Source organism: Pantoea leporis, from assembly GCF_028048155.1.
Lineage (GTDB): Bacteria > Pseudomonadota > Gammaproteobacteria > Enterobacterales > Enterobacteriaceae > Pantoea > Pantoea leporis.
In genome coordinates this window covers 731,981-757,380 of the sequence record NZ_JALMEU010000001.1, presented here as the reverse complement: position 1 = coordinate 757,380, position 25,400 = coordinate 731,981, and the positions used below count along the sequence as shown (strand labels likewise).

The following is a 25,400-nucleotide window of genomic DNA, read 5'->3' as shown; positions in this document are numbered from 1 at the left end:
CAATGGACGTGCTCAAGAAGCCAGCGCATAGTCATTATGCATATAAAATCGCAATTGAATATATATTCAATCGGAGATAACAAATGAAAGCCTCTGTCCTCAAAGTCTCTCTACTTGCTTCAATCATGATGATCTCGGCGGCGTCGCTGGCGGCGGATAAGGGGTTGCTGGCGATTATTACGCCATCACATGACAACCCGTTCTTTAAGGCCGAAGCCGACGGCGCGCAGGAGAAAGCCAAAGCCCTCGGTTACACCACGCTGGTGGCCTCACACGATGATGACGTGAATAAACAAAATCAGCTGATTGAAACCGCCATCGCGCGCAAAGCCAAAGCCATCATCCTTGATAACGCCGGTGCGGATGCCACCGTTGGCCCGGTGCAAAAAGCCAAAGATGCCGGCATTCCTACCTTCCTGATTGACCGCGAAATCAATAAAACCGGCATCGCCGTGGCGCAAATCGTCTCCAACAACTATCAGGGCGCACAGCTCGGCGCCGAGAAGTTCGCCAAACTGCTGAACGGCAAAGGGGATTATGTCGAGCTGCTGGGCAAAGAGTCAGATACCAATGCGGGTGTACGTTCGCAGGGATATCACGATGTGCTGGATGATTATCCCGATCTGAAGATGGTGGCGCAGCAGAGTGCCAACTGGAGCCAGACCGAAGCCTTCAGCCGCATGGAAACCATCCTGCAGAAGAACCCCAACATTGTCGGCGTGATCTCCGGTAACGACACCATGGCGCTTGGCGCGGAAGCGGCGCTGAAAGCGGCGGGCAAAACCAATGTGATCGTGGTCGGCTTCGACGGCAGCGATTACACCCGCGACTCCATCCTCAATAAAGGCAACATCAAAGCCACCGTGCTGCAGCCGGGCTGGGATCAGGCGCAAATGGCCGTCGAGCAGGTGGATTACTACCTGAAAAACGGCAAAGCGCAGAAAGAAGAGAAACAGCTGATGGATTGCGTGCTGATTGACGACAGCAATGCCGCGAAGCTGAAAACCTTCAAGCTGGCGCAATAAGATGGAGGCCGGCATGAAGGGGAAAGCGCTGAGCAGCATGCTGGTGGCGCTGCTGACGCTGATGTTAGCCGCCTGCACCGTGGTGGATCTCGATGCCAACGGCAAACCCATCATGCCGAAAGATCCCAACGCCAAACCGGGTTACAGCGATCAAACGCCGCAGCAGATTGCGGAGTCAAGCTGGGCCAGCCGCGTGCAGCAGCCAGCTGAGAAGCAGGCGCTGAGCTGGGCGGATATGGAAACCAAAAGCCACACCGTCAAAGCGGGCGGCAGCGAAAGCGTGTTTGTGCGCGCTGCGGGCACGGTGACGGCGTTTGATAACAGCAACGAGCGGGAACGCAGCCTCACCATGACCATCAACGGCAAGCCGGTGAAAGTGTTGATTGGTCCGGTGCTGCGCGGCAACGCGATTCGCGATGCAGCCGGTTTCCGCTTTGAAGAGTTTACTAATCAGGTGCAGTACGCGCAGCTCACCAAAGCACTCAATCGCCACGCGGTGAAACAGCTGCCCGCGGTGGATGCCAGCTGGGTGGGCAAACCGGCGCAGGCGCTGCTGGCCGTCAGCATAGGCGCGGGCACAGTGGAAGATGTGGTGGCGGTGCGGCTGCAGCAGGGGAATCCATAATGAGCGACGAGATCATTCTGCAAGCTAATCAGATGTCGATGCTATTCCCTGGCACCTTAGCGCTGGATCGCGTGGATTACCGCGTGTGGCGCGGCAAAGTCAACGTCATCATCGGCGAAAACGGCGCGGGAAAATCGACGCTGATGAAGATTCTCGCCGGCGTGCAGCAACCGACCAGCGGTGAGATGTTCCTGAACGGTAACAAAGTGGCGTTTCACAGCACGCGAGACGCCGCGCGTCACGGCATCGGCATGGTGCATCAGGAGCTCAACCTGTTTGAGAACCTCAGCGTAGCGGAGAACATTTTCCTTGGCCGGGAAATCCAAAGCGGCATTCGGCCCATCAATGAAGCCGAGCAGAAACGCCGCACCGCCGCGCTGATGCAGCGCCTCGATCAGCCAATTTCACCGGATGAGAAGGTCGGCAGCCTGAAGGTTGGCCAGCAGCAATTAGTGGAGATCGCCAAAGCGCTGGCGGAGGACGCTGACATTTTGATCCTCGACGAACCGACCTCGGCGCTGAGCAAAACTGAAGTGGAGATCCTGTTTCGGGTGATCCGCGAACTGACGCGTCAGGGCGTCTCCATCATCTATATCTCGCATCGGCTCGAGGAGCTGATGGCGATTGGTGATGTGATCACCATTCTGCGCGACGGGCGTTTTCAGGCCGAAGCGCAGGTCAGCGATATCGACGTGCCGTGGATCGTGCGCGAAATGCTGGGCAGTGAACCGGTCGGCACTTTCCTGCCGCCGGATCGCCAGTTCGGTGCGCCGGTGCTGGAAGCCGAACACATCACCTGCGTCAGCCCGAACGGCAACACGCTGGTGGATGATGTCAGTTTTCAGGTGCGTTCCGGAGAGATCGTCGGCATTTACGGGTTGATGGGCGCGGGGCGCACCGAACTGTTTGAGTGTTTGCTTGGCACTCAGCGTAACTATCTCGGCAAGCTGTGGCTCGACAGCAAACCGCTGCCGACGCGTCTGCCGACCGCTGAACGCATTCGTATGGGCATGAGTCTGGTGCCGGAGGATCGCAAACGCTCGGGCATTTTTCCCATCTCATCGGTGGCGAGTAATCTCACCATCGCCAGCCTGTGGCGGCGTCTGTCGCATCGCACCGTGATTTCAGAGCAGGCGGAACGCGAAGTGGTGACCAGCACCGTCGGCAATCTGGCAATCAAAATCTCCTCGCCGGATGTCGCCATTAGCGCACTGAGCGGCGGCAATCAGCAAAAGGTGGTGATTGGCCGATCGCTGCTGACCAATCCGCGCTTGCTGCTGCTGGATGAACCGAGCCGTGGTATCGACGTCGGTGCCAAAGGCGAAGTGTTCCGCATGATGGTGAAGCTGTCGGAGCAGGGCATTGCGGTGGTGTTCTCCACCTCGGATTTGAAAGAGATCATGGCCGTAGCCGATCGCATCATTGTGATGTCCGGCGGCAAATTGACTGCTGACCTGCCGCGCGCTGAAGCGGAAGAGGCGGCGCTGGTTAAAGCAAGCGCACAAGGGTTCTGATATGAAAAACAATGGCGCGCTCGCGCTCGCATCGCCTGTCAAAGCATTCAACTCTCGCGAAAGCCTGATTTTGCTGCTGCTGAAACTGCGCACCTTTATTGCGCTGTTTCTGATTGTCGGCTTCTTCGCTATCACGGTGCCCGATTTCCTCGCGGTGGGCAGCATGGTGATCATGGTGAAACACATCGCCATTAACGCCTTCCTCGCGCTCGGCATCACGTTTGTCATTATCACGGCGGGCATCGATCTCTCTATCGGCGCCACGCTCGGCCTGTGCGGCATGATCGCCGGCTGGCTGATTACCAAAGGCATCGTGTTGCCGATGTTTGGCATCGCTATCTTCCCCAGCGTGTGGCTAATCGTGCCGATTGTATTGCTGATTGGCGGGCTGATTGGCGCGGTCAATGGCTGGATCATTACCCGCTATAACGTGGCTCCGTTCATCTGCACGCTCGGCACCATGTACATCCTGCGCGGCACGGCGATGCTCACCTCGGGCGGCGAAACCTTCCCCGGTTTGCAGGGCAATGAAATGCTGGGGAATACCGGATTCGACAAGATTGGCGCCGGCTATTTCCTTGGCTTGCCGTGGGCCATCTGGATGATGGTGCTGCTGGCGCTGGTGATTGCCTACGTGGCGCGCCGCCTGCCGTTTGGCCGTCAGGTTTACGCGATTGGCGATAACGAACGCGCCGCTGAACTCTCGGGCGTGAAAGTGAAGTCGGTGAAAATCTGGGTCTATGCCATCTCCGGTTTCTGCGCGGCAATTGCTGGCATCGTGGTCTCGTCGCAGCTGGTGGCCAGCCATCCGGCGAACGGAACCTCCTTTGAAATGAACGCGATTGCCGCAGTGGTGCTGGGCGGTACCTCGCTGGCGGGTGGACGCGGCACCATTCTTGGCACGCTGATTGGTGCCTTTGTGATCGGCTTCCTCGCCGACGGTTTGATCATGATGGGTGTGAGCGAGTTCTGGCAAATGGTGATCAAAGGCATCGTGATTATCGTGGCGGTGATCATCGACCAAATGCAGAGCCGCATGCAGCAGAAAGCGGCGGTGGTGGCGCAGAAAGCGCTGATTGAGGAGGGCGGTAGCCCGGCAAAAAGTTAATCGGTTGGGTGCAGGCGCTGATTGTCTGCACCTTTTTTTCTTCATCACGAATAAATATTCATCCATGCTTTAAAATTCAGAGGTGTCTATGAATCCTTTCAAATACTCGGTAGCGGATCTGGCAGCGAAAGCGCGCGCCGTGCGCCGCCGCATCATCCAGCTTAATGCGGGCAGCCCGGCGGGCGGTCACACCGGTGCCGATCTCTCACAGGTTGAGATCCTTACCGCGCTCTATTTCCGCATCCTGAACTGCGCGCCAGATCGCACCAACGATCCGCAGCGCGACATCTATATCCAGTCGAAAGGCCATGCGGTGGGCGGTTATTACTGCGTGCTGGCAGAAGCCGGTTATTTCCCCACCGAATGGCTGCCGACTTATCAGCATTCCGATTCGCATCTGCCGGGCCATCCGGTGCGGCAAAAAACGCCGGGCGTTGAGCTGAACACCGGCGCGCTGGGTCACGGTTTACCGGTGGCGGTCGGCATTGCGCTGGCGGCGAAGAAAGATAACAGCGACCGACGCATTTTTGTCGTCACCGGTGACGGTGAGCTGGCGGAAGGCAGCAACTGGGAAGCGGCGCTGGTGGCGGCGCATTACGGCCTCGATAACCTGGTGATCATCAATGACAAGAACAAGCTGCAGCTGGCGGGGCATACGCGCGACATCATGAATACCGATCCGCTGCCGGAAAAATGGCGCGCCTTTGGTCTGGATGTGAGCGAGTGCAACGGCAATGACATGGCGGCGGTGGTGGACGCCATCGAAAACCTGCCGCGCAACAGCGGCAAGCCACAGGTGATTGTGGCGCATACCGAAAAAGGCTTCGGCATCTCCTTTATTCAGGGCAAACCGGAGTGGCATCACCGTGTGCCGAAAGGGGAAGAGATTGCGTTGGCACTGGAGGAATTAAAAGATGAGTAATGCAAAACATTTGGCGACGGTAATGGTTGAGGCATTTATTGATGCGGTTAATCGCGGTGTCGATTTAGTGCCGGTGGTGGCCGATTCCACCTCAACCGCGAAAATTGCGCCCTTTATCAAAGCATTCCCCGATCGCCTGATCAACGTGGGTATCGCGGAGCAAACGCTGGTGGGCACCGCCGCCGGTCTGGCAATTGGCGGCAAAGTGGCCGTGACCTGCAACGCCGCGCCGTTCCTGGTTTCCCGCGCCAATGAGCAGGTTAAAGTCGACGTCTGCTACAACAACACCAACGTTAAACTGTTTGGCCTGAATGCCGGTGCCAGCTACGGCCCGCTGGCCAGCACCCATCACAGCATCGACGACATTGCGGTGATGCGCGGCTTCGGCAACATCGAAATCTATGCGCCATCCTGCCCGCTGGAGTGCCGCCAGATTATTGAGTATGCGCTGGCGCATGTCGGGCCGGTGTATATCCGTCTGGACGGTAAGGATCTGCCGCAGCTGCACGATGAAAACTATCAATTCCGTCCTGGCCAAATCGACGTGTTACGTGAAGGTCATGACATTGTGCTGGTGGCGATGGGCTCGACGGTTCACGAGGTGGTTCACGCCGCCGAGCAACTGCATGAGCAAGGCATTACAGCAGGTGTGATCAGCATTCCATCGATTCGACCTTGTGATACCCAACAGCTGCGCGAGCTGTTAAATCACTATCCAGCGGTCATTACCGTGGAAGAACACAACGTCAACGGCGGCGTCGGCAGCCTGGTGGCGGAAGTGCTGGCGGAAGGCGGCTGTGGCATCCCGCTGCTGCGTTTGGGCATCCCCGACGGCGAATACGCGATTGCTGGCGATCGCGCCTCCACCCGTGCCCGACATGGCATTGATGCCGCCAGCGTGGTGAAGAGTGCAGCGCGCATCTGTGCAGGAGCGTAAAGATGGCAGGTTCGTTGATACTGGCAATTGATGAAGGCACCACCAACGCGAAAGCGATTGCGGTCGATCGTGCCGGCAATGTGGTGGCACGCGGCAGTCAGCCGCTGACGCTGGAACATCCGCAGCCGGGTCTGGCGGAGCAGGATCCGCTGGCGATTTGGCAGGCGGTGAAGCAGGCGGTGAGCGCTTGTCTGGCGCAGTGTGCGGGGGCGCAGGTTGCGGCGGTGGCGATCAGTAACCAGCGCGAATCGGTGCTGATCTGGCAGCGACATAACGGTCAGCCGCTGACGCCGCTCGTCAGCTGGCAGGATCGCCGCTCGGAGGCGTTTTGCCGCGATCTGCGCGTGGCGGGTAAAGCCCCGCGCATCACCGGACTCACCGGGTTGGCGGTCGATCCGATGTTCCCGGCCGGTAAACTTACCGGCATGCTGGCTGCGTTGCCGAATGGATTCGCGCGCGCGCAGGCCGGTGAACTCTGTATCGGCACCGTGGATAGCTGGCTGAGCTGGCAGCTGAGCGGCGGCGAAAGCTTCGTCACCGATCATGCCAATGCGGCACGCACCCAACTCTACAACCTGCACAGCGGCGACTGGGATGATGAATTGCTGGCGCTGTTCCATATTCCCCGCGCGGCGCTGCCGCAGATTGTGCCCTCGGCCAGCGCGCAAGGCGTGGTGACACGCAACGATATTCCCGGTTTAGCGCCCGGCACGCCGATTTTGTCACGCATCGGCGATTCGCACGCTGCGCTGCAAGCGCAGCGCAACGGCAGCGAAGAGGTGGTGAAAGCCACTTACGGCACCGGTTCATCACTGATGATGTCGATGGCGACGCCGTTGCTGACGGAAAATGGCCTCAGCACCACGGTGGCGTGGCACGACGGCACGCTGCGCTATGCCTTTGAAGGCAACATTACCCACACCGGTTCCGGCGCGGCGTGGCTGGGCCGCATGCTGGGCATTCATGATCCGCGAGAACTCACTGCGCTGGCGCAGCAAAGCGAACACAATCAGGGCATCTATTTTGTGCCGGCGCTTTCCGGTCTTGGCGCGCCCTGGTGGGATTTGAAAGCGCGCGGCATGGTATGTGGCTTGACCGATGCGGCTACGCCGGAGGTGCTGGCGCGCGTGGCGCTGGAGTCGATCACTTTCCAGATCGCCGATGTGTTTTTTGCCATGGAGCAGGCCAGTGGCGTGCAACTTCCTGCGCTGTGCGTGGATGGCAGCGCCACGGAAAATAGCTGGTTGATGCAGATGCAGGCCGATGTCTTGCAGCGGCCACTGAAACGCGTACCCACGGCAGAAGTTTCTGCGCTGGGCGCCGCGCTATTAGCGGGCCGCACCTTAGGCTGGTGGCAGCAGGGCAGTGAGATGCAGGCGTTACAGGGCGGTAGCGTGATCACGCCGCGTGAGGATCAGGCGAAAAACATGCAGGAGAATTATCACGGCTGGCTGGATGCGGTGGCGCGTTGCCGTTATCAGCCGCATTGATTATCGTTATATAAATCGCGCACGCTTCGTAGCGGCGCGATTTATCGCGCTTTTTAGACATTTATCTCATGCCACATAGCGCAATAAATTGCGCCGCTACGATGTTGTACGGTGATAAACGTCCAGCGCTACTGAAAACGGTTGGCTTTATCACGCGCCAGACGTTCCAGCGCAAAAATCACCTGCTGTAGCTGGCGTTCCTGAATCGGTTCGATGGCGGTAAAGCGGAAGCTAAGGCGCGGTGTGGCGCGGGTTTCATTCTTGCTGGTCACTACGGTGCGTTCACCAATGTGCAGCAGCTGTGCTGTCACCTCAAAGTGACCATACTCAGCTAAATCCACGCGCAGGTTTTTAAAGGTATCGCCGCGATTGAGCCCTTCCGGTAGCGCTTCGTCCAGCAGCACGCCGACGCCACCCAGTGACAGATCCTGCAGGCGGAAACGCGCGGTACGCCCATCAGGCCACTGGCTGTGGCAATAAAAAACCGGTTCCAGCGGCGCATTTACGCGAAAGAATTCACGACGTTGAATCTGCCACACCAGTTCCGGCAGCGACGCAGCAAAAGCGGGTAAGCCTTCGAATTCAACCCGCTGTAAACCAGTTAAGCCAAATTCGACTTTGGCACCGTGCGTTTCGGCGGCAATATTCACTTCGCCACCTTGCAGCGCTAAATCGTTATCCAGCGCGTTGCTGCCGAGGTCAAAGATCACCTGATCTTCATCGGCTGACAGCAAGCGACTGATAAACTGACCGCGCGAAAAATTCACCATCAACGGGGTTTGAAAACGCAACAGGTCCTTCATCACGCCCAAAACCGCTAACGTGCCTCGCTTGAGGTATTGTTCTTTATCGGCTTCTCCCACGTCCTGCTCCACTTATCCGATTGTTATTTTCACGACTGACAATGCTGTTCGTCAGTTATCGGCGTCGCTGCGCTAACCTTTAGTCAGCTAACGGCTATTTACGGCAGCAAGTTGGGATGCAGATCATAAAATCCCGTCTATACTAGAGGCGGTGAACACATTGATTAATAACGTAAGGAGCAGTACATGGGTATTCTTTCATGGATTATTTTTGGTCTGATTGCCGGGATTATCGCTAAGTGGATTATGCCGGGTAAAGATGGCGGCGGCTTTATCATCACCGTGGTTCTGGGTGTGGTGGGTGCGGTTGTCGGTGGCTGGATCAGTACCCTGTTTGGTTTCGGTAAAGTTGACGGTTTCAACTTTGGCAGCTTCGTGGTGGCAGTGATTGGTGCCATTGTGGTGCTGTGGATCTACCGTAAAGTGCGAAGTTAATCGCGCCAGTATTTGATGAAATCCGCCATCCCGCAAAGGGTGGCGGATTTTTTTATGCCTGATTAAAAGTCGTAGCCCACCGTGGCCATGACCGTGCGCTCGGCACCGCGATAGCAGTAACCGGTGCCGTAACAGGCGGCCAGATACGTCTTATCGGTCAGGTTGTTGGCATTCACCTGCAGCCAGGCGCCTTTCAGCTTTGAGTTCCATGCGCCAAGATCGGCGCGAACCGACGCATCAAACAGCGTTACCGATGGCAGACGCGTGGTGTTCTCGTTATCCGCCCACTGTTTACCGATATAGCGCACACCCGCACCGGCGCTCAAGCCGTAGTCAAACTGATAATGTCCCCACAACGATGCCATGCTGTTCGGCGTCACATACGGCGTATGGCCATCGTTACCGTCCACCGAATCTTTAAAGCGCAGATGATTTAGTGTGTAGCCGGCGATGGTGCTAAAACGCGACGTCAGCTGATTACGCGCCTCAAGTTCAATGCCCTGCGAATGCACTTTGCCCGACGGCGTGTAAGTGCCGTCCAGCACGTTACGGTTGGCGACATCGTCCTGGGTCAAATCGTACACCGCGATTGAGTACATATCGCGCGTGCCCAGCGGCTGATATTTCACGCCCGCTTCATACTGCTCTGACGTAGTCGGTTTTAGCTGATTGCCGAAAGGATCGGTTAACGAAGCCGGCGTTATTGCCTGGCTCCAGCTGACATAAGGCGAGATGCCGTTCTCGAAGGCATATAGCAGCGCAGCGCGGCCGCTGATGTGATCGTCCTGACGACGGCTGGTGCCGTTTTCCGACACGATGCGATCGTAGCGTCCCGACAAATCCAGATGCCAGCGATCGAGCTGCAACTCATCCTGCAGATACAAACCGGTTTGATAGTAGCGGCGCGTCTGCGATGTCCAGTCGAAGTCTGGCATGATGCCCACTTCTTCGCCGTTCCACGCATTCAGCGCGCTGGCGGCACCGCTGGCTTTGGTGATGTCGTTTTTATAGCGATGGTATTCCGCGCCCAGCGTCACGCGATGCTGAACCGCGCCGGTAGCGAAATCAGCCTGCAAGCGGTTGTCGTTGGCCCACGCGCTCAGCGATGAACGCTCACCGGAGTAGTAGCGGTTCAGCAGGTCTGGATTCGTTGCGTTCCAGCCAATCTGATAAACCTGATCGAGCTCGGTATTGGAGTGGCTGTAGCTGCCGGTGGAGTACACCGACCACACATCGTTGAAGCGATGCGAGAAGTCATAGCTGTAAATCTGTTCGCGACGTTTGAACTGATCGAGCGCAGTGTCACCTTCATAGAAACTGTCACTCAATTTGCGGCCATTATGGCTGTAGAGCGTGCCTTCCGCCGGTACCGAGCCGTGATAGCCGCCGGACGGATCTTTCTGCAGGTAGGCGCGCAGCACTAAGTTGGTATCTTCACTTGGCTGCCACATCAGCTGTGGCGAAATCGCATATTTCTCTTCGCGGGTGTGATCGTATTGGGTATCGCTGTTGCGCGTAATGCCGGTTACGCGAAATGCCCACTGATCGTTGATGGCGTTGGTGTAATCAAAGGCGGCGTTATTGGTGGCGTTGGTGCCGGTCGCCAGGCGGAAGTGGCCCTCTTCAGCAAACTGCGGGCGCTTGCTCACCATATTCACCAATCCGCCCGGCACCGTTTGGCCGTAGAGCGCGGAGGAGGGACCTTTAATCACATCGATGCGGTCGAGGAACCAGTTATCCACCTGCAGGATGTTGAAGCTGCCGCCGTCACTCATCACGCGCAGGCCATCGAGGAAGGTGTTATCGACATCGCCGCCGTGGAAACCACGCAGCGCGATGGTGTCATAACGCGTGGCCGCGCCGCCAAAGTTGCTGAAGACGCCCGGCGTGTAACCTAGCGCCTGATTGAGATCCTGCGCGCCCTGATCTTCCATCTGCTGACGCGTGACTACCGAGATCGACTGCGGGGTAGTGATCAGCGGCTGATCGCTTTTGCTGGCACCGCTGCTGCGCGTGGCGAGATAGCCCTGCGTCGGTGAGGTGGCGCTCTCTTGCGGTTGCGCTGTCACGACAATCGACTCTTCAGCGAAGCTTGCCGCGGGTAAAGCCAGCGCAAGCGCGCACAGTACGCGGCCACGTTTAAGGGTAAACAACGAGGTCATGAGAGGTTCCTGTTATTTTAATGGGAATAGCTATCGATATCAGATTGAGAATTATTATCTTTTGTCGCGGATGTTTCAAGATGTGAGTTTGTTGCTAGAGGAATGTGAGGAAAATGCACAGATGACAGGCACGAGCCGTAGCGGCGCGATTTATCGCGCATTTCATTGGGTGCACCTTGCCCAGATTCTGAGCGCGCAGTAAACCGCGCCGCTACGGTAATGTGCGGTTGCCGGGCTGTTTCGCCCGGCAGGATAGAGGTGATTACTTCGCGCTACTTAAGACCGGCATATTCGGGATATCGCCAGCATTATTACAGGTTTTGTCTTTCGGGCAGTACTTATCCAGCAGCTTCAGCGTCACACCGTTGGTCCAGCCAAAGCCGTCCTGCAGCGGATATTCACCGCCGCCACCGCCGCCCAGCTGCGCGCCTTCAACCACGTATTTCTCGACCAGCTTATGTTCCTTGTCGTAGGTCGCCTGCACGTTCTGCAGGAAGCGCTGACCAATCTGTTGCGCCAACTTCGGCTGCTTGTAATGCTCCAGACCTTCCACCGCCACCCATTGCAGCGGCGCCCAACCGTTTGGTGCATCCCATTGCTGGCCGTTATTCACCGTGGTGGTCACCAGTCCGCCGGGTTTCAGCAGCTGTTTTTCAACTGCGGAAGCGGTGCGTTCAGCTTGCTTATCGCTCGCGAGCTGCATATAGAGCGGGAATAGCGTCGCAGCGGTCAGCTGTGAATGCACCTGCTTCTTCTGGAAATCGTAATCGGCGTACCAGCCTTTTTTGTCATCCCAAAGGTAGCGATTGATCGCCGCCTGACGTTTCTCAGCATCCGCCGCGAACTGTTTGGCTTTGTCATCCTGCTTATCCAGTTTGGCGGCTTTGGACAGTGTCTGTTCGAGGTGGAAAATCAGGCTGTTAAGATCAACCGGTGCCAGCTGCGTGGTACGGATGGACGCCAGATTGTGCGCATCGGTGAACCAGCGCGAACTGAAATCCCAGCCCGAAGCCGCGCCCGCACGTAAGTCGCGATAAACCTGCTGTTTATTGCGTTCCGGCGCTTTATTCGCGGTGTTGACGTCATCCAGCCAGGATTCGGTACGCGGCGCATCGCGATCGTCCCAGTAACGGTTAAGCAGCGTGCCGTCGCTGAGTTTAATCACGCGTTTGCTGGCCTGGCCGGCCGCCACTTTGTCGCTGTCCGCCATCCAGTAATCGTACTCTTTCTGCAGCTGCGGCAGATATTGGCGATAGACGTCGTCGCCTTTGTGCGTTGCCAGCAGGTCAACCATCAAGCTGAAGAACGGCGGCTGCGAGCGGCTGAGATAGTAGCTGCGGTTGCCGTTGGGAATATGGCCATATTTGTCCAGCTCGGTGGCGAAGTTATCCACCATATCCTGCACGCGATCCCAGTGCCCGCTCTCCGCCAGGCCAAGCATGGTGAAGTAGCTGTCCCAGTAATACACTTCGCGGAAGCGTCCGCCAGGCACCACGTAAGGTTTGGGCAGCGGCAGCAGCGAATCGTACTGACTGGCACTTTGCGCGGTACGCGTCAGCACCGGCCATAAACCGTTGATGTGCTCACGCAGGCTTTGCCCGGCGGGCGGCACATATTTGTCACCCTCTTTTGGCAGCGTGAAGTTGCTGTCGACAAAATGCTTGAGATCGAAGTTGCGCTGGTTTTTTTGCATCTGCCAGTCGGCCAGAATCGACGAGGGATTGGATTTCGGCACCGCATCGGCGAAGGTTTTCTGATCCGGATAAAATTTAGCCTGCTGTACCGCATTGAACAACGGTCCCAGGCGCACATCCGGTGGCTGCGGTTGGTTGCTGAGCATGCGGTTTTGATCGTCGGCGTGTGCGGCGGTGGCACCGGCCAGCAACGCGGCGCTAAGTAAAAAGGTCAGACGCGCGGGCGTGAATACGGCATTTTTTATCATCGGTTTTTCTCCTTGTCCGAAAAGGTGGTGTGCTAACGCATTGACCACCCGAACAACTTTAGTCGTAATCGCGCCGCTTAGCCTCGCACAGCGGTGGAAATGTGAAGCGCCCGGAATTAATCACGTGAGAAATTGCCTCAAGGCTAAGGTTTTTGCTTGCCCTGTACGGCTATTTGCCTGAGGCTGAAGCAAAAAAAGGAGAGTCGTATGGAGATAATCTGGTATCACCCGTCGCTGGCGCCGCAAGGCTGGCTGGAGGGTTTGCGTCAGCGTTTACCGGAGGCGCGCGTGCGTGACTGGCAGCCGGGCGATAACGCACCGGCCGATTATGCGGTGGTGCGTTCTCCGCCGGTCGAGATGCTGGCGGGGCGTCAGCTGAAAGGCGTATTTGCCATGGGCGCGGGCGTCGACGAAATCCTCAAACAGCTGCGTGACAATCCACAGATGCTGGCCGACACTGTGCCGTTATTCCGCCTGGAAGATACCGGCATGGCGCGCCAGATGCAGGAGTACGCCAACTGGTGCGTGCTGGGCTGGTTCCGCCGTTTCGCCGACTATCGTGAACTGCAGCAGCAGGCTTGCTGGCAGGAGCTGGACGGTTTCGATCGCGAAAACTTCACCATTGGCGTGCTCGGCGCGGGCGTATTAGGCCGTAGCGTGCTGGAGAGTTTGCGTCAGTGGGGCTTTCCGTTACGCAGCTGGAGCCGTTCGCCGAAGCAGATCGACGGTGTGCAAAGCTTCCATGGCCGCGAACAGCTCAATGCTTTCCTGGCGGGCACGCAGGTGCTAATCGATCTGCTGCCGACCACGCAGGAAACCACCAACCTGATTGATAGCCAGCTGCTTAACGCATTGCCGCACGGCGCCTGCTTCATCAACCTTGCGCGCGGTGCGCATGTGGTAGAAGCCGATCTGCTGGCGGCGCTCAACAGCGGTCAGCTGGCCGCCGCCGCGCTGGATGTGTTCCAGCGCGAGCCGCTGCCGCAGGATCATCCGTTGTGGTCTCATCCGCATGTCACAATCACGCCACATACTGCGGCGATTACCTTGCCAGGCGAGGCGATGGATTACATTGCGGATGCCATACTTGCTCTGGAGCAAGGTCAACAGCCGGGTGGTTTGGTCGATCGCCAGCGCGGTTATTAATTCCCATTGGGTCAGGAGATGAAGATGTATCCCGTTGATTTACATATGCACACCGTTGCCAGCACGCACGCTTATAGCACGCTGCATGATTATGTGGCGCAGGCGAAACAGAACGGCCTGAAGCTGTTCGCGATTACCGATCACGGCCCGGATATGGCCGATGCGCCGCACTATTGGCACTTCGTCAACATGCGCATTTGGCCGCGCGTGATTGATGGCGTTGGCGTGCTGCGCGGTATCGAAGCCAACATCAAAAATCAGCAGGGCGAGATCGATTGCAGCGGCCCGATGCTGGATGCGCTGGATCTGATTGTCGCGGGCTTCCACGAACCGGTTTATGCACCGCGTGATAAAGCACATCACACTGAAGCGATGATTGCGGCGATGGCGGGCGGTTTGGTGCATATCATTTCGCATCCGGGCAACCCGAAGTTCCCGATAGATATTCGCGCAATTGCCGAAGCCGCCGCGCATTACGATGTGGCGCTGGAGATCAACAACTCCTCCTTTACCCATTCGCGTCCGGGCAGCGAATCGAACTGTCGCGCCATTGCCGAAGCGGTGCGTGATGCTGGTGGACGTCTGGCGTTTGGCTCCGATTCGCATACCGCGTTTACGCTGGGCAATTTCGAACACTGCCTGCGCATCACCAGCGAAGTGGATTTTCCCGAAGATCGCGTGTTAAATGTCACGCCGCGTCGCCTGCTCGACTTTCTCGCGTTGCGCACCGGCAAAACGATTCCCGAATTTGCTGATTTTTAACTTTTTTACCTCAAGGAATTCTGTTGCATGAATGAGTTTTCCATACTCTGCCGCGTCATCGGCTCGCTGTTTAATCGCCAGCCGCAGGATCCGCTGCTGGTGCCGCTGTTCACTCTGCTGCGTGAAGGTAAACTGCAACAGCAGTGGCCGCTGGAGCAGGACGAACTGTTGACGCGCCTGCAGCAGAATAGCGATCCGCAGGCGCTGGCCGCTGACTACAATGCGCTGTTTGTCGGCAGCGAGTGCAGCGTGCCGCCGTACGCATCACAGTGGCCAAACGGTGTTGCTGAAGCAGACGTGCGTGCGTTTCTCAGCGCGCGCGGCATGCCGCTGAGCGAAGCGCCTGCCGATCACTTTGGCGTGCTGCTGCTGGCGGCATCCTGGCTGGAAGATCAGTCGGCAGAGGATGAATCTGCCGCGCAGCTGGCGCTGTTTGATGAGTATCTGCTGCCGTGGTGCGGCGCGTTCCTCGGCAAAGTGGAAGCGCATGCCACCACGGCATTTTACCGCACGCTGGCGGTGCTGAGCCGTGAGGCGATGCAGGCGATGTACGACGAACTGAACGAAGAGCAGGGCGACGAGGCGTAATCGTTACCAGCTTGCTGCGCTGCTGCCGAGCTTCACGCCTGGCGTTGCGCAGATCATTGGCGTGCCGGGCAAATACGCTGCGGCGCGCAATCTCTCTGCAATTCCCCACTGATTGATCTCTATCGCGCTCAGCGCGTCATCGTGCTGCGCGTGTATACCGTTTTGCGCATTCTGCGGCGCGGCACCGAACTGCTGCAACAGCCGCGCGGTGCGTGCCAGCGATAAGCGCGCCTGCCAGCCAATGCCGTTGGTCAAGCGCTTACGCAAACCTTCCAGCACCGCGGCGGCCATCAGATAACCGGTGGCGTGATCGAGCCCCTGCACCGGCAGCGGCGTCGGTTGATTATTGCCGCTCCAGCGCATGCCTTGTTCGGCGATGCCGCAGCCCATCTGTACCAGACTGTCGAAGCCGCGCCGGTTGCGCCATGGCCCGCTCCAGCCCCACGCATTGAGGCTGACATCCACCAGGCCCGGCGCGAGTTGGCGGCGCGTATCGGCATCCAGCCCGAGTTTTTCCAGCGCATCAGCGCGATAACCGTGTACCAGCACATCGCTGTGCTGCAACAGCTGGCGCAGCTGCTCGCGCCCGGCGCGGGATTTGATATCAAGCCGCGCACAGCGTTTGCCGCAGGTGATCTCCTCTTCCAGCGAGGGTTCGTGCCAGTCGGGCGGATCGATGCGCAGCACCTGCGCGCCGAGGCTGGCGAGAAAACGTGTCGCCACCGGTCCGGCAATGATGCGCGTGAGATCCAGTACGCGCACGCCGAGCAACGGCCGCGCGGGCGACAGTGACCAGGCGGGCGGCGAGGCGGCGTCGGTGGCCTGTTGGGCAATCAGCGCTTCCTGCTGCACGGCGCTGCCTTGCGGATGCTGCAGCCATTGCGCTTCGCTGCGCATCTGCGCGGCGCAGCCGCCGGCATCAATCACCGCCTGTTCCAGCGCGGCGGCGGGCCAGCGGGCCACCGCATCGGCCAGCGCGGCACGATCGGCATGCTGGCCGAGCACGCACTCCATCGCCGCACGATGATGAGCCGCGTTGGTGTGCAGGCGGATCCAGCCGTCAGCGCTGGCGTAATCACCAGCGAATTCATCCCACAGCGCAGCAGGCGGTCGATTGAGCGGGATCAGGCTGTGCTGAAACCAGCGCGAGGCGAGACGGACATTAACGCTGACCGGCGCGGATTGGCCGAGCAGATCGCTTAGCGCCTGGCTGGCGAGGCCGATGCTGGTGGCCGCCAATTCGCTGACGGCGAAGGCAGAGGAAAAAGTGTCGGGCTGGAGAAAAGTCGGCGAGGGAAGCGGGTCTGCGCCTCGCAATCCCTGCCACATTTGCTGCCACAGTGCGGCAGCACGTTGAGAATCCATGTTGAGTCTCCGGAAAACGCGCGAGACTCAAGCATAGCAGAGCGGATTAACGGCGGCGCAAGCGCGGAAAACGCGCATGCATCCGCAGGTTACGCAGGTTGATCACCGCAATCGCGGTGCCCAGCACCACCAGTGACGCACCGAGGATCTTGAAGCTGTTCATGCTGTCACCCAAGACGAAAACGCCCATCAACACCGCCAGCACCGGCGTCAGCAGCGAATAGGGCATGATCAGGTTGACGTTGTATTTCTTCAGCAGCGCGTACCACAGCGTATAGGCGACAATCGACGAGGCGAGCGCGCTATACAGAATGCCAAACCAGCCGCGCCAGCCGGCGTGGCTCAGCGCGTAAAACTGATGGGATTCGGTCAGCCACGAAGCAGCACCGACAATCGGCACCGCAAGGAAGGAGATCCAGCCGGTGAGCGTCAGCGGTTGTATCGGCGGCGATTTTTTCACAATCATATTGCTGATCGCCCAGCCAAACGCGCTGCACAACAGAATACACAGCACCCACCAGGCCGGAATGGTCGGGCTGCCCGACAGCACCGCCACGCCGCTCAGCGAAATGGCGATACCAAACAGCTGCACCAGCCGCAATTTCTCCTTGAGAATCACCATCGCCAGCAGCATGGCAATCGGCGTACCGAGCTGAACCACGATGGCGCCGGTGCCGGCATCGGTGTAGCGCATGCCGACAAACAGCAGCGAGAAGTGCATAAAACCGAAGGTGAATGCCAGCGTCAACAGCCACGGCAATTGTGCGCGCGTGATGCGGCAGAATGGCACCAGCACAATCGCTACCACCACAAAGCGCATCCAGGTGAGAAACAGCGGCGGAAGTTCCAGTAATCCCCACTTCACCGCCACGTTGTTGAAAGCCCAGATGGAAACCACCATCAGAACCATAAAAAAATGCCGCACTGCCACGAGGTCTTCCTTCACGCTGTACAAAGATGATCACCGGCTAATGATGGCATGAAGGCGCGCACTTCGGGCATGTCGGGCGAAATTTTTTTCGCTTAAGCATTAGCTTATGCAGGAAAAAAATAAGACATGTCGCTGATTTACTGTCAAAGTGGATGTCCGAAAGGCGACCATAACGAGGACCGTATTCGGCATGACACACACCCGCGCTTTACCTCTTGCTCTGATTCAACTCGAAGTCCCGCCGCCGCAGGTTGTGGCGCAAATTGGTGAACAACCCCGCTGGTTTATCGACGCGCTGCAACTGCAGCCCGATGACTATGTGATTGTGCGTCCGCATCTGGGCGATGATTTACCGGCCTTTGACTGCGTCAGTGGCGCGATCCTCAGCGGTTCTTGGGCGATGGTCACCGATCACGCTGACTGGAGCGAACGCACCGCCGCCTGGATTCGTGGCGCGCTGGAGGCGCAGCTGCCGCTGCTGGGCGTCTGTTACGGGCATCAACTGATGGCGTATGCGCTGGGTGGCAAAGTGGGTGATAACCCGCAGGGCTGGGAGCGTGGACTGAAACCGCTGACGCGCAATGCGCAGGGGCACAACGATCCCTGGCTGGCCGATCTACCGGGCGAGTTTCAGGCGTGGTTGTCACATCGGCAATCGGTGTTAACGCCGCCGCAGCATGCGCAGGTGCTGGCGAGCTCGGCGCAGGATGGTTGTCAGATTTTGCGTTATTCACCGCAGGCGCTGTCGGTGCAGTTCCATCCGGAATTTACCCGCGAGATTATGACCGCCTGTTTATCGGCGGGCGTCAGTGACGATGGCACGGTTCTTTCAGGCGAAGATTGGTCGCGCGAACTGTTGCGCAGCTTCTGGCTACAAACGCGGCCGCAGCCGCGCGCGCAGGCTCAGGGCGCGTAGTTGCGCGTGCAGCGATAAACCCACGCGGGTGGCATATTTTTCAGCACCCGCTGGCGTTCCCAGGTGAAGTAGCGTGACAAATTTGGCTGGGTGAACGAGGTGTATTGAAACTGCACGAATACGCCGCGTGGACCCAGCGCATCATGCACCGCACTGAGGATGTTATCGCGCGTGGCGGGCGGTAATGACAGCAGCGGCAGGCCAGAAAAAATCACATCATATTCTCCGGCGAGATATTCCGCCGAACAGGCGCGTACCTGCATGCGCGCATCAGGCAATCCACGCAGGCTTTTCACCAGTTCAGGGCTGATTTCGAACACATCAAGCTGTGCTTGCGGTGACATGCGCGCCAGCACGTGGCGCGTGAGCACGCCATCTCCGGCGCCCAGTTCGGCGATACGCAGGCTGTTATCCCAGTTCACCGCATCGCACATGGTGCGGCAGAGCGCGGCGGAAGAGGGCGTGATGCTGCCCATTTTGCGCGGGTTGCGGATAAATTGCTGAACAAAGTTCGCTTTGGCACGCATTAACGTCAGGGCTGAAGCCAACATCTGTTTCTCCTGGTTAGTATCCTGCTTCATATTGACCACATATTTCGCCCATGTTCCGCTTTTTGCGGCATAAGCGGGAAAACTCGGAATTATCTGTAGCGGCCTACGCACGCCACATTTCCCTCGGTGCGGTCACAGTTTCCCCTTTTACGATCTGACAGGCTGGCGTGGATCGCCCAATGTTAATAACAGGTTTCATAGTTGTTAATCGCCACTCTGTCCCGCAAGGAGAAACACCATGCGTTACGCTGCTCCGGGAGAACAAGGTTCTCTCATTACTCTGCAATCGCGTTATGGCAACTTTATCAACGGCGAATTTGTTGCACCGGTGAACGGTAACTACTTCGTCAACACTTCACCGATCAATGCTTCTACCATTGGCGAATTTCCCCGTTCGGACCGCGCCGATATTGATAACGCCGTGGCTGCCGCCCAGGCCGCTGCCGATGCGTGGGGCAAAACCTCGCCGCAGGCACGCTCGCTGGTGCTGCTGAAAATTGCCGATCGGCTGGAAGAGAATCTGGAATATATCGCGGTCAACGAAACCTGGGATAACGGTAAGCCGGTGCGTGAAACGCTGGCGGCGGATCTGCCGCTGGCGGTCGATCACTTCCGCTATTTCGCTGGCTGCGTGCGTGCGCAGGAAGGCACCGCCGCTGAAATCGATGAGTTCACCGCCGCCTATCACTTCCACGAACCGCTGGGCGTGGTCGGGCAAATCATTCCGTGGAACTTCCCGCTGCTGATGGCGGCATGGAAACTGGCGCCGGCGCTTGGCGCAGGTAACTGTGTGGTGTTGAAACCGGCCGAGCAAACGCCGCTGTCGATTACGCTGTTTATGGACGTGATCAAAGATCTGCTGCCGCCGGGTGTGATCAACGTGGTACACGGCTACGGTAAAGAGGCAGGCGAAGCGCTGGCATCCCATCCGGGCATCGCCAAAATCGCCTTCACCGGATCCACTGCCACTGGCGGCCATATTCTGGAGCTGGCAGCGAAAAGCCTGATCCCGTCCACCGTTGAATTGGGCGGCAAGTCACCGAACATCTTCTTTGAAGACATCATGGATGCCGAAGAGAGTTTCATTGAGAAAGCGGCAGAAGGCGTGGTGCTGGGCTTCCTTAATCAGGGTGAAGTTTGTACCTGTCCGTCGCGCGCGCTGGTGCAGGAATCGATCTTTGAGCCGTTTATGGCGGCGGTGATGAAGCGCATCAAAACCATTAAACGAGGCGATCCGCTGGATACCGAAACCATGATTGGCGCGCAGGCGTCGCAGCAGCAGTTCGACAAAATCCTCTCTTATCTGGAAATTGCGCAGCAAGAGGGCGCGCAGGTGCTGCACGGCGGCGGCGTAGAGAAAGTGGGCGAAGAGTTTGCCAGCGGCTACTACATCCAGCCGACACTGCTCAAAGGGAATAACAGCATGCGCGTGTTCCAGGAGGAGATATTTGGCCCGGTGGTTGGTGTGCTGACCTTCAAAGATGAAGCGGAAGCGCTGGCAATCGCCAATGATTCGATTTACGGACTGGGCGCGGGCGTCTGGACCCGCGACATCAATCGCGCCTATCGCATGGGCCGCGCCATCAAAGCCGGTCGCGTGTGGACTAACTGTTATCACCTCTATCCGGCGCACGCGGCGTTTGGCGGCTATAAGAAATCGGGTATTGGTCGCGAAACCCACAAAATGATGCTCGATCATTATCAGCAAACGAAAAACCTGCTGGTGAGCTACAGCACGCAACCGCTGGGTTTCTTCTGATTGAAAACGGCGGCGGGGCAATCTCGCTGCCTTTTCATCTCTTCGTCATCTTGCCGCTGCAGGATATTCACTTCGCCAGAATTTTCTGATCATAGTGGCATCTTTAAGCCAGGTCTTGTGTGTTTAAAGGAGGCGATTGGGCAGAATAGCCCACCTATTTTCAAGGAGATTTCATGAACACGTTGTATAACTACCTGGAACAGCATGATGAGATGCTGGACGGTGTGGAGCAAAATATTATTACCGTTAACCTGCCTGGGCGTCAGGCGGTGTATGTGATTGGCCAGAACGATGCTGACCTGCTGCTGGAAGTAAAAGCGCGCGAAATCGCCACGGCACAGCGCATGGAAACATTGCGTCAACTGGAGAGCCAATTCCGTTTTTAACCTTTCTGTTTTGCCTCATTCGATGATCAATTCGTCAGAAATATCGCAATAAAAAAGCCGCTATCACAAGATAACGGCTTTTTTGTGGTGCGATGCGCAGATTACTTCACGCAGGCGGCACAGTTATTGTGAATCTGCTGGAAGAAGTCGTTTCCTTTGTCATCCACCAAAATGAATGCCGGGAAGTTTTCCACTTCAATCTTCCAGATCGCTTCCATGCCGAGTTCGGCATACTCCACGCATTCCAGACTCTTAATGCTCTGCTGTGCCAGCACCGCAGCCGGGCCGCCGATGCTGCCCAGGTAGAAGCCGCCGTGTTTTTGACACGCATCGGTAACCTGTTTGCTACGGTTGCCCTTCGCCAGCATCACCATGCTGCCGCCATTGGCCTGCAGCAGATTAACGTAGGAATCCATACGACCTGCAGTGGTTGGGCCGAGTGAACCAGAGGCATAACCTTCTGGCGTCTTCGCTGGACCCGCGTAATAGACCGGATGGTCCTTGATGTACTGCGGCAGGCCTTCGCCGTTATCGATGCGCTCTTTCAACTTGGCGTGCGCAATGTCGCGCGCCACGATAATGGTGCCGTTAAGCGACAAGCGGGTTGAGACCGGATAAGCCGACAGCAGCGCCAGAATTTCGCTCATCGGCTGGTTAAGATCGACATGCACCACTTCGCCTTCACCCTGCTGACGCAGCGCTTCCGGAATATAGCGGCCTGGATTGTCTTCCAACTTCTCAATCCAGATGCCTTCACGGTTGATCTTGGCCTTGATATTTCGGTCTGCGGAACATGACACGCCCATACCCACCGGGCAGGATGCGCCGTGACGCGGCAGACGCACCACGCGGATATCATGCGCAAAATATTTACCGCCGAACTGCGCCCCGAGGCCCAGCTCCTGCGAGGCTTTCAGCAGTTCTTCTTCCAGCTGAATGTCGCGGAACGCCTGACCATGCTCGTTGCCTTCAGTCGGCAGCGAATCGTAATAGTGGGTTGAGGCCAGCTTGACGGTTTTCAGCGTGGCTTCGGCTGAAGTCCCGCCAATCACAAACGCGATATGGTACGGCGGACAGGCCGCGGTACCCAGCGACATCATTTTATCGATCAGGTAGTTCTTCAATTTGGCGGGCGTAATCAGCGCTTTGGTTTCCTGATACAGATAGGTTTTGTTGGCGGAACCGCCACCTTTAGCGATGCACAGGAATTTGTATTCGTCGCCATCAACGCTGTAGAGGTCGATCTGCGCCGGCAGGTTGGTGCCGGTATTCACCTCTTTATACATATCCAGCGCGGCATTCTGTGAATAGCGCAGGTTATCTTCAATAAAGGTGTTGTAAACGCCTTGCGACAGCGCGGCTTCATCGCCGCCACCGGTCCAGACACGCTGGCCTTTTTTGCCCATGATGATGGCGGTGCCAGTATCCTGACAGGTTGGCAGCACGCCTTTGGCGGCAATTTCGGAGTTGCGCAGGAACTGCAGGGCGACGTATTTGTCGTTCTTGCTGGCTTCATCGTCGGCAAGAATGGACGCGACCTGCGCCTGATGCGAGGCGCGCAGCATGAAGGAAGCATCGTGGAATGCCTGCTTCGCCAGCAGCGTCAGCGCTTTGGGATCGACTTTCAGGACTTCTTCGCCATCGAAGTTGGCCACCGAGACGTAATCGCGGCTCAGCAGATAGTATTCGGTATCATCTTTGGCGAGAGGAAAGGGATCCTGATAATAGAAGGGTTTGTTCGACATGTTGGCTCACTTAGCTTCGTGTGGCCCGCCAGCATGACGGGCGACAAATTAGGCAGTTTGTTATTCGATTTTCTCTCGCCAGCCCTCCGCAGGGGCTGACTGGCGAGTATCATAACATTTTCACGGTAATGCGCGGCTCCGTTTTTAACATCGAAGCAACATCATCAGAACATCATCACCATCCATGGATAGGCGACAACCATCAGAAGAACCAGGAACAGCGCGCCGAAGATGGTGCCCAGGCGCCAGTAATCTTTAGTTGGCAGATAGCCGCTACCGTAATAAATCGGGCTTGGGCCGGTGCCGTACGGGGTGATAATGCCCATCACACCCAGAGAAACACACATCATCAGGCAGAACACCGGCATGTTGATGCCCGGAATGGATGCGGCGATGGTCAGCATCGCGGGCAGCAGCGCGGTGGTGTGCGCGGTGGTACTGGCGAACAGGTAATGCAGCAGGTAGAAGGCGACCAGAAGGACGACGGCAGAAACCTGCGGGTCATAGCCTTGCAACAGCATTGCGCCTTCTTTACCCAGCCACGCGATGAAGCCAACGCGCGCTAAACCATCCGCCAGCGCGACCAGCGTGGCGAACCAGGCGAAGGTGTTCCAGGCGGCTTTATTGCTGGTGATGTCATTCCAGTTGAGTACGCCGGTCCACAGCATCAGCACGATGACTAACAGTGCGGCCATTGCGGGCTCAATCCAGGCGGTGGCGAAGATCCACATCATCAGCGCCGCAACCACGAAGCCCAGCAGCAGGATTTCGTTACGTTTCAGTTTACCGAGTTTGGCCAGCTCAGCGGTGGCCCAGCGCGGTACTTCATCGTTCACTTTCACTTCTGGCGGATAAAGCCAGTAAGCCAGCAGCGGCATGGTGAGAATCAGCAGCACGCCCAGCGGCAGGAAGGCAAGGAACCACATGCCCCATGAGATATCAAAGCCCACCACGCTTTTTACCAGCGCCAGCGCCAGCAGGTTTGGTGCCAGCGCAGAAAGGAACATTGAACTGGTGATACAAGCGGCGGTGATCGCCACCCACATCAGGTATGAACCAATCTTACGTGCGCTAGGATCGTTCGGTTTTGAACCATAGAGCGGCGGCAGGTTTGCAATAATGGGATAGATGGTACCGCCGCTGCGCGCGGTGTTGGATGGCGTAAACGGCGCCAGCAACAGGTCAGCGAAGGTAATGGCGTAACCCAGCGTCAGGCTACGACGGCCCAGATATTTCACCAGAATCAGCGCCAGGCGGCGACCGAACTGGGTTTTATCGTAGCCTGCGGCGAACATGAAGGCACCGAAGATCAGCCAGACCGTGGAGTTGCCGAAGCCACTCACCGCCCATTTGAACGACTGCGCCGCGGTTTTGAACTTGGGATCCGCCAGTTCTGCCGGGCTAAACAGCACCCACTGGCTGAACAGCGCAATCACCACCACGCCGGTTAACCCGATAACGGCACCCGGCAGCGGCTCGAAAATCAGTCCCACAATAACCCCGACAAAAATGGCGAAGAAGTGCCAGGCGTAAGGTTCCAATCCCGCAGGAGTCGGTACCAGCAGCAACAGCACAGCCACAATAATTGGCAGGCACAACATTATCAGGCGGTTCTTTTTTTTCCCTGGTGCCGCGGGAGGCGCGGTGAGGGATTCACTCTGGGTTGTTTGTGTGTTCATAGTTTTGTCTGCAAGTTATGGAGAATGCGGATATACGCCCCGAACCAAGCTGGTTTTTTTAGTTACAAAACCCTTTTAACAGATTAGTCGTGACATTTAAAACTGAGTCTTAATAAATCGCCATTTACAAAATTCGATGCGCGAATTATCTAATGGATGCGCTTATGATGCGATTAATTAAAATATCTATTTTGATCTAGATCAATAAAGTTTATTGGTGATTTTTTTGCTTTAAACCTGTGCGCCTTAATTAACGAACCATTAGGTGAAAATTAACTGTGTGAGATGAATAAAACGGCACAAATCAAGCAAAAAACAGAGAAAGGAGACGATTTATCTTTATGATAAGACTAGATTTGTTTTAAATGTAAGGAAAAAGTTGATTTTTGTCAAGTCTTGGTTAAAACTTAGCGGAGCGCAGCTTTTAGCAATAAGCCTCAAATATTATTTTCATGCGTAAAACTTATATAACTAACGAATAAGGTTATGTAAGTAAATAAAATGCTATATTTACGCCATGAAATCGGACCACTCAAATAATTATAAAAT

General features: G+C 57.0%; 22 protein-coding genes. 14 read left to right on the top strand and 8 right to left on the bottom strand.

The window, feature by feature from the left end:
- Positions 1–83: 83 nt before the first annotated feature.
- The 7 genes from MWH02_RS03530 to MWH02_RS03500 all read left to right on the top strand — a co-directional run bounded on the left by MWH02_RS03530 (position 84) and on the right by MWH02_RS03500 (position 7,621).
- On the top strand, positions 84–1,025 hold the full coding sequence (locus MWH02_RS03530) for a D-ribose ABC transporter substrate-binding protein (RefSeq protein WP_110865953.1): 942 nt from the start codon (positions 84–86) through the stop codon (positions 1,023–1,025).
- Positions 1,026–1,038: 13 nt separating this feature from the next.
- On the top strand, positions 1,039–1,650 hold the full coding sequence (locus MWH02_RS03525; protein ID WP_271459902.1) for a DUF2291 family protein: 612 nt from the start codon (positions 1,039–1,041) through the stop codon (positions 1,648–1,650).
- Complete coding sequence (locus tag MWH02_RS03520) at positions 1,650–3,164, top strand: sugar ABC transporter ATP-binding protein (protein ID WP_110865954.1); 1,515 nt, start codon at positions 1,650–1,652, stop codon at positions 3,162–3,164. Before MWH02_RS03525 ends, MWH02_RS03520 begins: the two co-directional genes overlap by 1 nt.
- A gap of 1 nt (position 3,165) precedes the next feature.
- Positions 3,166–4,272, top strand: a complete 1,107-nt coding sequence (locus MWH02_RS03515) for an ABC transporter permease (protein WP_101760787.1) — start codon at positions 3,166–3,168, stop codon at positions 4,270–4,272.
- A gap of 88 nt (positions 4,273–4,360) precedes the next feature.
- On the top strand, positions 4,361–5,194 hold the full coding sequence (locus MWH02_RS03510) for a transketolase (RefSeq protein WP_192234240.1): 834 nt from the start codon (positions 4,361–4,363) through the stop codon (positions 5,192–5,194).
- Positions 5,187–6,131 carry a transketolase family protein gene (locus tag MWH02_RS03505; RefSeq protein ID WP_101760785.1) on the top strand — a complete coding sequence of 315 codons (945 nt, stop codon included), beginning with the start codon at positions 5,187–5,189 and terminating at the stop codon, positions 6,129–6,131. The genes MWH02_RS03510 and MWH02_RS03505 overlap by 8 nt, the downstream gene beginning before the upstream one ends.
- A 2-nt stretch (positions 6,132–6,133) precedes the next feature.
- Entirely contained in the window at positions 6,134–7,621 is a 1,488-nt protein-coding gene (locus MWH02_RS03500; RefSeq protein ID WP_217546909.1) for an FGGY family carbohydrate kinase, read from the top strand.
- 128 nt (positions 7,622–7,749) lie between these two features.
- On the opposite strand, the gene MWH02_RS03495 is transcribed toward MWH02_RS03500, so the two are convergent.
- The gene (locus tag MWH02_RS03495) at positions 7,750–8,484 is read right to left on the bottom strand and encodes a flagellar brake protein (RefSeq protein WP_101760783.1); all 735 of its coding nucleotides are present in this window, start codon (positions 8,482–8,484) and stop codon (positions 7,750–7,752) included.
- Between the two features lie 186 nt (positions 8,485–8,670).
- Here MWH02_RS03495 and MWH02_RS03490 point away from each other — a divergent pair, with 186 nt between their 5' ends.
- The gene (locus tag MWH02_RS03490) at positions 8,671–8,919 is read left to right on the top strand and encodes a GlsB/YeaQ/YmgE family stress response membrane protein (RefSeq protein WP_008102737.1); all 249 of its coding nucleotides are present in this window, start codon (positions 8,671–8,673) and stop codon (positions 8,917–8,919) included.
- A 62-nt stretch (positions 8,920–8,981) separates the two neighbouring features.
- On the opposite strand, the gene MWH02_RS03485 is transcribed toward MWH02_RS03490, so the two are convergent.
- Together MWH02_RS03485 and treA are read right to left on the bottom strand one after the other, a co-directional pair.
- Entirely contained in the window at positions 8,982–11,081 is a 2,100-nt protein-coding gene (locus MWH02_RS03485) for a TonB-dependent siderophore receptor (protein WP_271459901.1), read from the bottom strand.
- A gap of 262 nt (positions 11,082–11,343) precedes the next feature.
- Complete coding sequence (treA, locus tag MWH02_RS03480; RefSeq protein WP_271459900.1) at positions 11,344–13,023, bottom strand: alpha,alpha-trehalase TreA; 1,680 nt, start codon at positions 13,021–13,023, stop codon at positions 11,344–11,346.
- A 207-nt stretch (positions 13,024–13,230) separates the two neighbouring features.
- Here treA and ghrA point away from each other — a divergent pair, with 207 nt between their 5' ends.
- Genes ghrA through MWH02_RS03465 form a run of 3 tightly spaced genes read left to right on the top strand, consistent with a single transcriptional unit; the run spans position 13,231 to position 15,519 of the window.
- Positions 13,231–14,169, top strand: a complete 939-nt coding sequence (gene ghrA / locus MWH02_RS03475) for a glyoxylate/hydroxypyruvate reductase GhrA (protein WP_271459899.1) — start codon at positions 13,231–13,233, stop codon at positions 14,167–14,169.
- A 24-nt stretch (positions 14,170–14,193) separates the two neighbouring features.
- Positions 14,194–14,931: a phosphatase gene (locus tag MWH02_RS03470; protein WP_271459898.1), complete on the top strand. Its 738-nt coding sequence runs from the start codon at positions 14,194–14,196 to the stop codon at positions 14,929–14,931.
- Between the two features lie 27 nt (positions 14,932–14,958).
- On the top strand, positions 14,959–15,519 hold the full coding sequence (locus MWH02_RS03465) for a TorD/DmsD family molecular chaperone (protein ID WP_192234231.1): 561 nt from the start codon (positions 14,959–14,961) through the stop codon (positions 15,517–15,519).
- Between the two features lie 3 nt (positions 15,520–15,522).
- Here MWH02_RS03465 and MWH02_RS03460 read toward each other — a convergent pair whose 3' ends face one another.
- Positions 15,523–16,884 carry a CoA transferase gene (locus MWH02_RS03460; protein ID WP_271459897.1) on the bottom strand — a complete coding sequence of 454 codons (1,362 nt, stop codon included), beginning with the start codon at positions 16,882–16,884 and terminating at the stop codon, positions 15,523–15,525.
- A gap of 46 nt (positions 16,885–16,930) precedes the next feature.
- Positions 16,931–17,815, bottom strand: a complete 885-nt coding sequence (locus tag MWH02_RS03455; RefSeq protein ID WP_217546898.1) for a DMT family transporter — start codon at positions 17,813–17,815, stop codon at positions 16,931–16,933.
- Between the two features lie 190 nt (positions 17,816–18,005).
- Between MWH02_RS03455 and MWH02_RS03450 the strand changes: the two genes are divergently transcribed.
- Positions 18,006–18,731: a glutamine amidotransferase gene (locus MWH02_RS03450; RefSeq protein ID WP_271459896.1), complete on the top strand. Its 726-nt coding sequence runs from the start codon at positions 18,006–18,008 to the stop codon at positions 18,729–18,731.
- On the opposite strand, the gene MWH02_RS03445 is transcribed toward MWH02_RS03450, so the two are convergent.
- On the bottom strand, positions 18,719–19,282 hold the full coding sequence (locus MWH02_RS03445) for a class I SAM-dependent methyltransferase (protein WP_110865965.1): 564 nt from the start codon (positions 19,280–19,282) through the stop codon (positions 18,719–18,721). The two genes, MWH02_RS03450 and MWH02_RS03445, sit on opposite strands and share 13 nt — an antisense overlap.
- Before the next feature lie 238 nt (positions 19,283–19,520).
- Here MWH02_RS03445 and exaC point away from each other — a divergent pair, with 238 nt between their 5' ends.
- Positions 19,521–21,041: an acetaldehyde dehydrogenase ExaC gene (gene exaC / locus MWH02_RS03440; RefSeq protein ID WP_101760773.1), complete on the top strand. Its 1,521-nt coding sequence runs from the start codon at positions 19,521–19,523 to the stop codon at positions 21,039–21,041.
- Between the two features lie 173 nt (positions 21,042–21,214).
- Positions 21,215–21,427 carry a hypothetical protein gene (locus tag MWH02_RS03435; RefSeq protein ID WP_110865967.1) on the top strand — a complete coding sequence of 71 codons (213 nt, stop codon included), beginning with the start codon at positions 21,215–21,217 and terminating at the stop codon, positions 21,425–21,427.
- A gap of 101 nt (positions 21,428–21,528) precedes the next feature.
- Here MWH02_RS03435 and fumA read toward each other — a convergent pair whose 3' ends face one another.
- Positions 21,529–23,172 (bottom strand): class I fumarate hydratase FumA, encoded by a 1,644-nt coding sequence (gene fumA, locus MWH02_RS03430; RefSeq protein ID WP_271459895.1) that lies wholly within the window; start codon positions 23,170–23,172, stop codon positions 21,529–21,531.
- A 164-nt stretch (positions 23,173–23,336) separates the two neighbouring features.
- Positions 23,337–24,851 carry an anion permease gene (locus MWH02_RS03425; protein WP_137385596.1) on the bottom strand — a complete coding sequence of 505 codons (1,515 nt, stop codon included), beginning with the start codon at positions 24,849–24,851 and terminating at the stop codon, positions 23,337–23,339.
- Between the last annotated feature and the right edge of the window lie 549 nt (positions 24,852–25,400).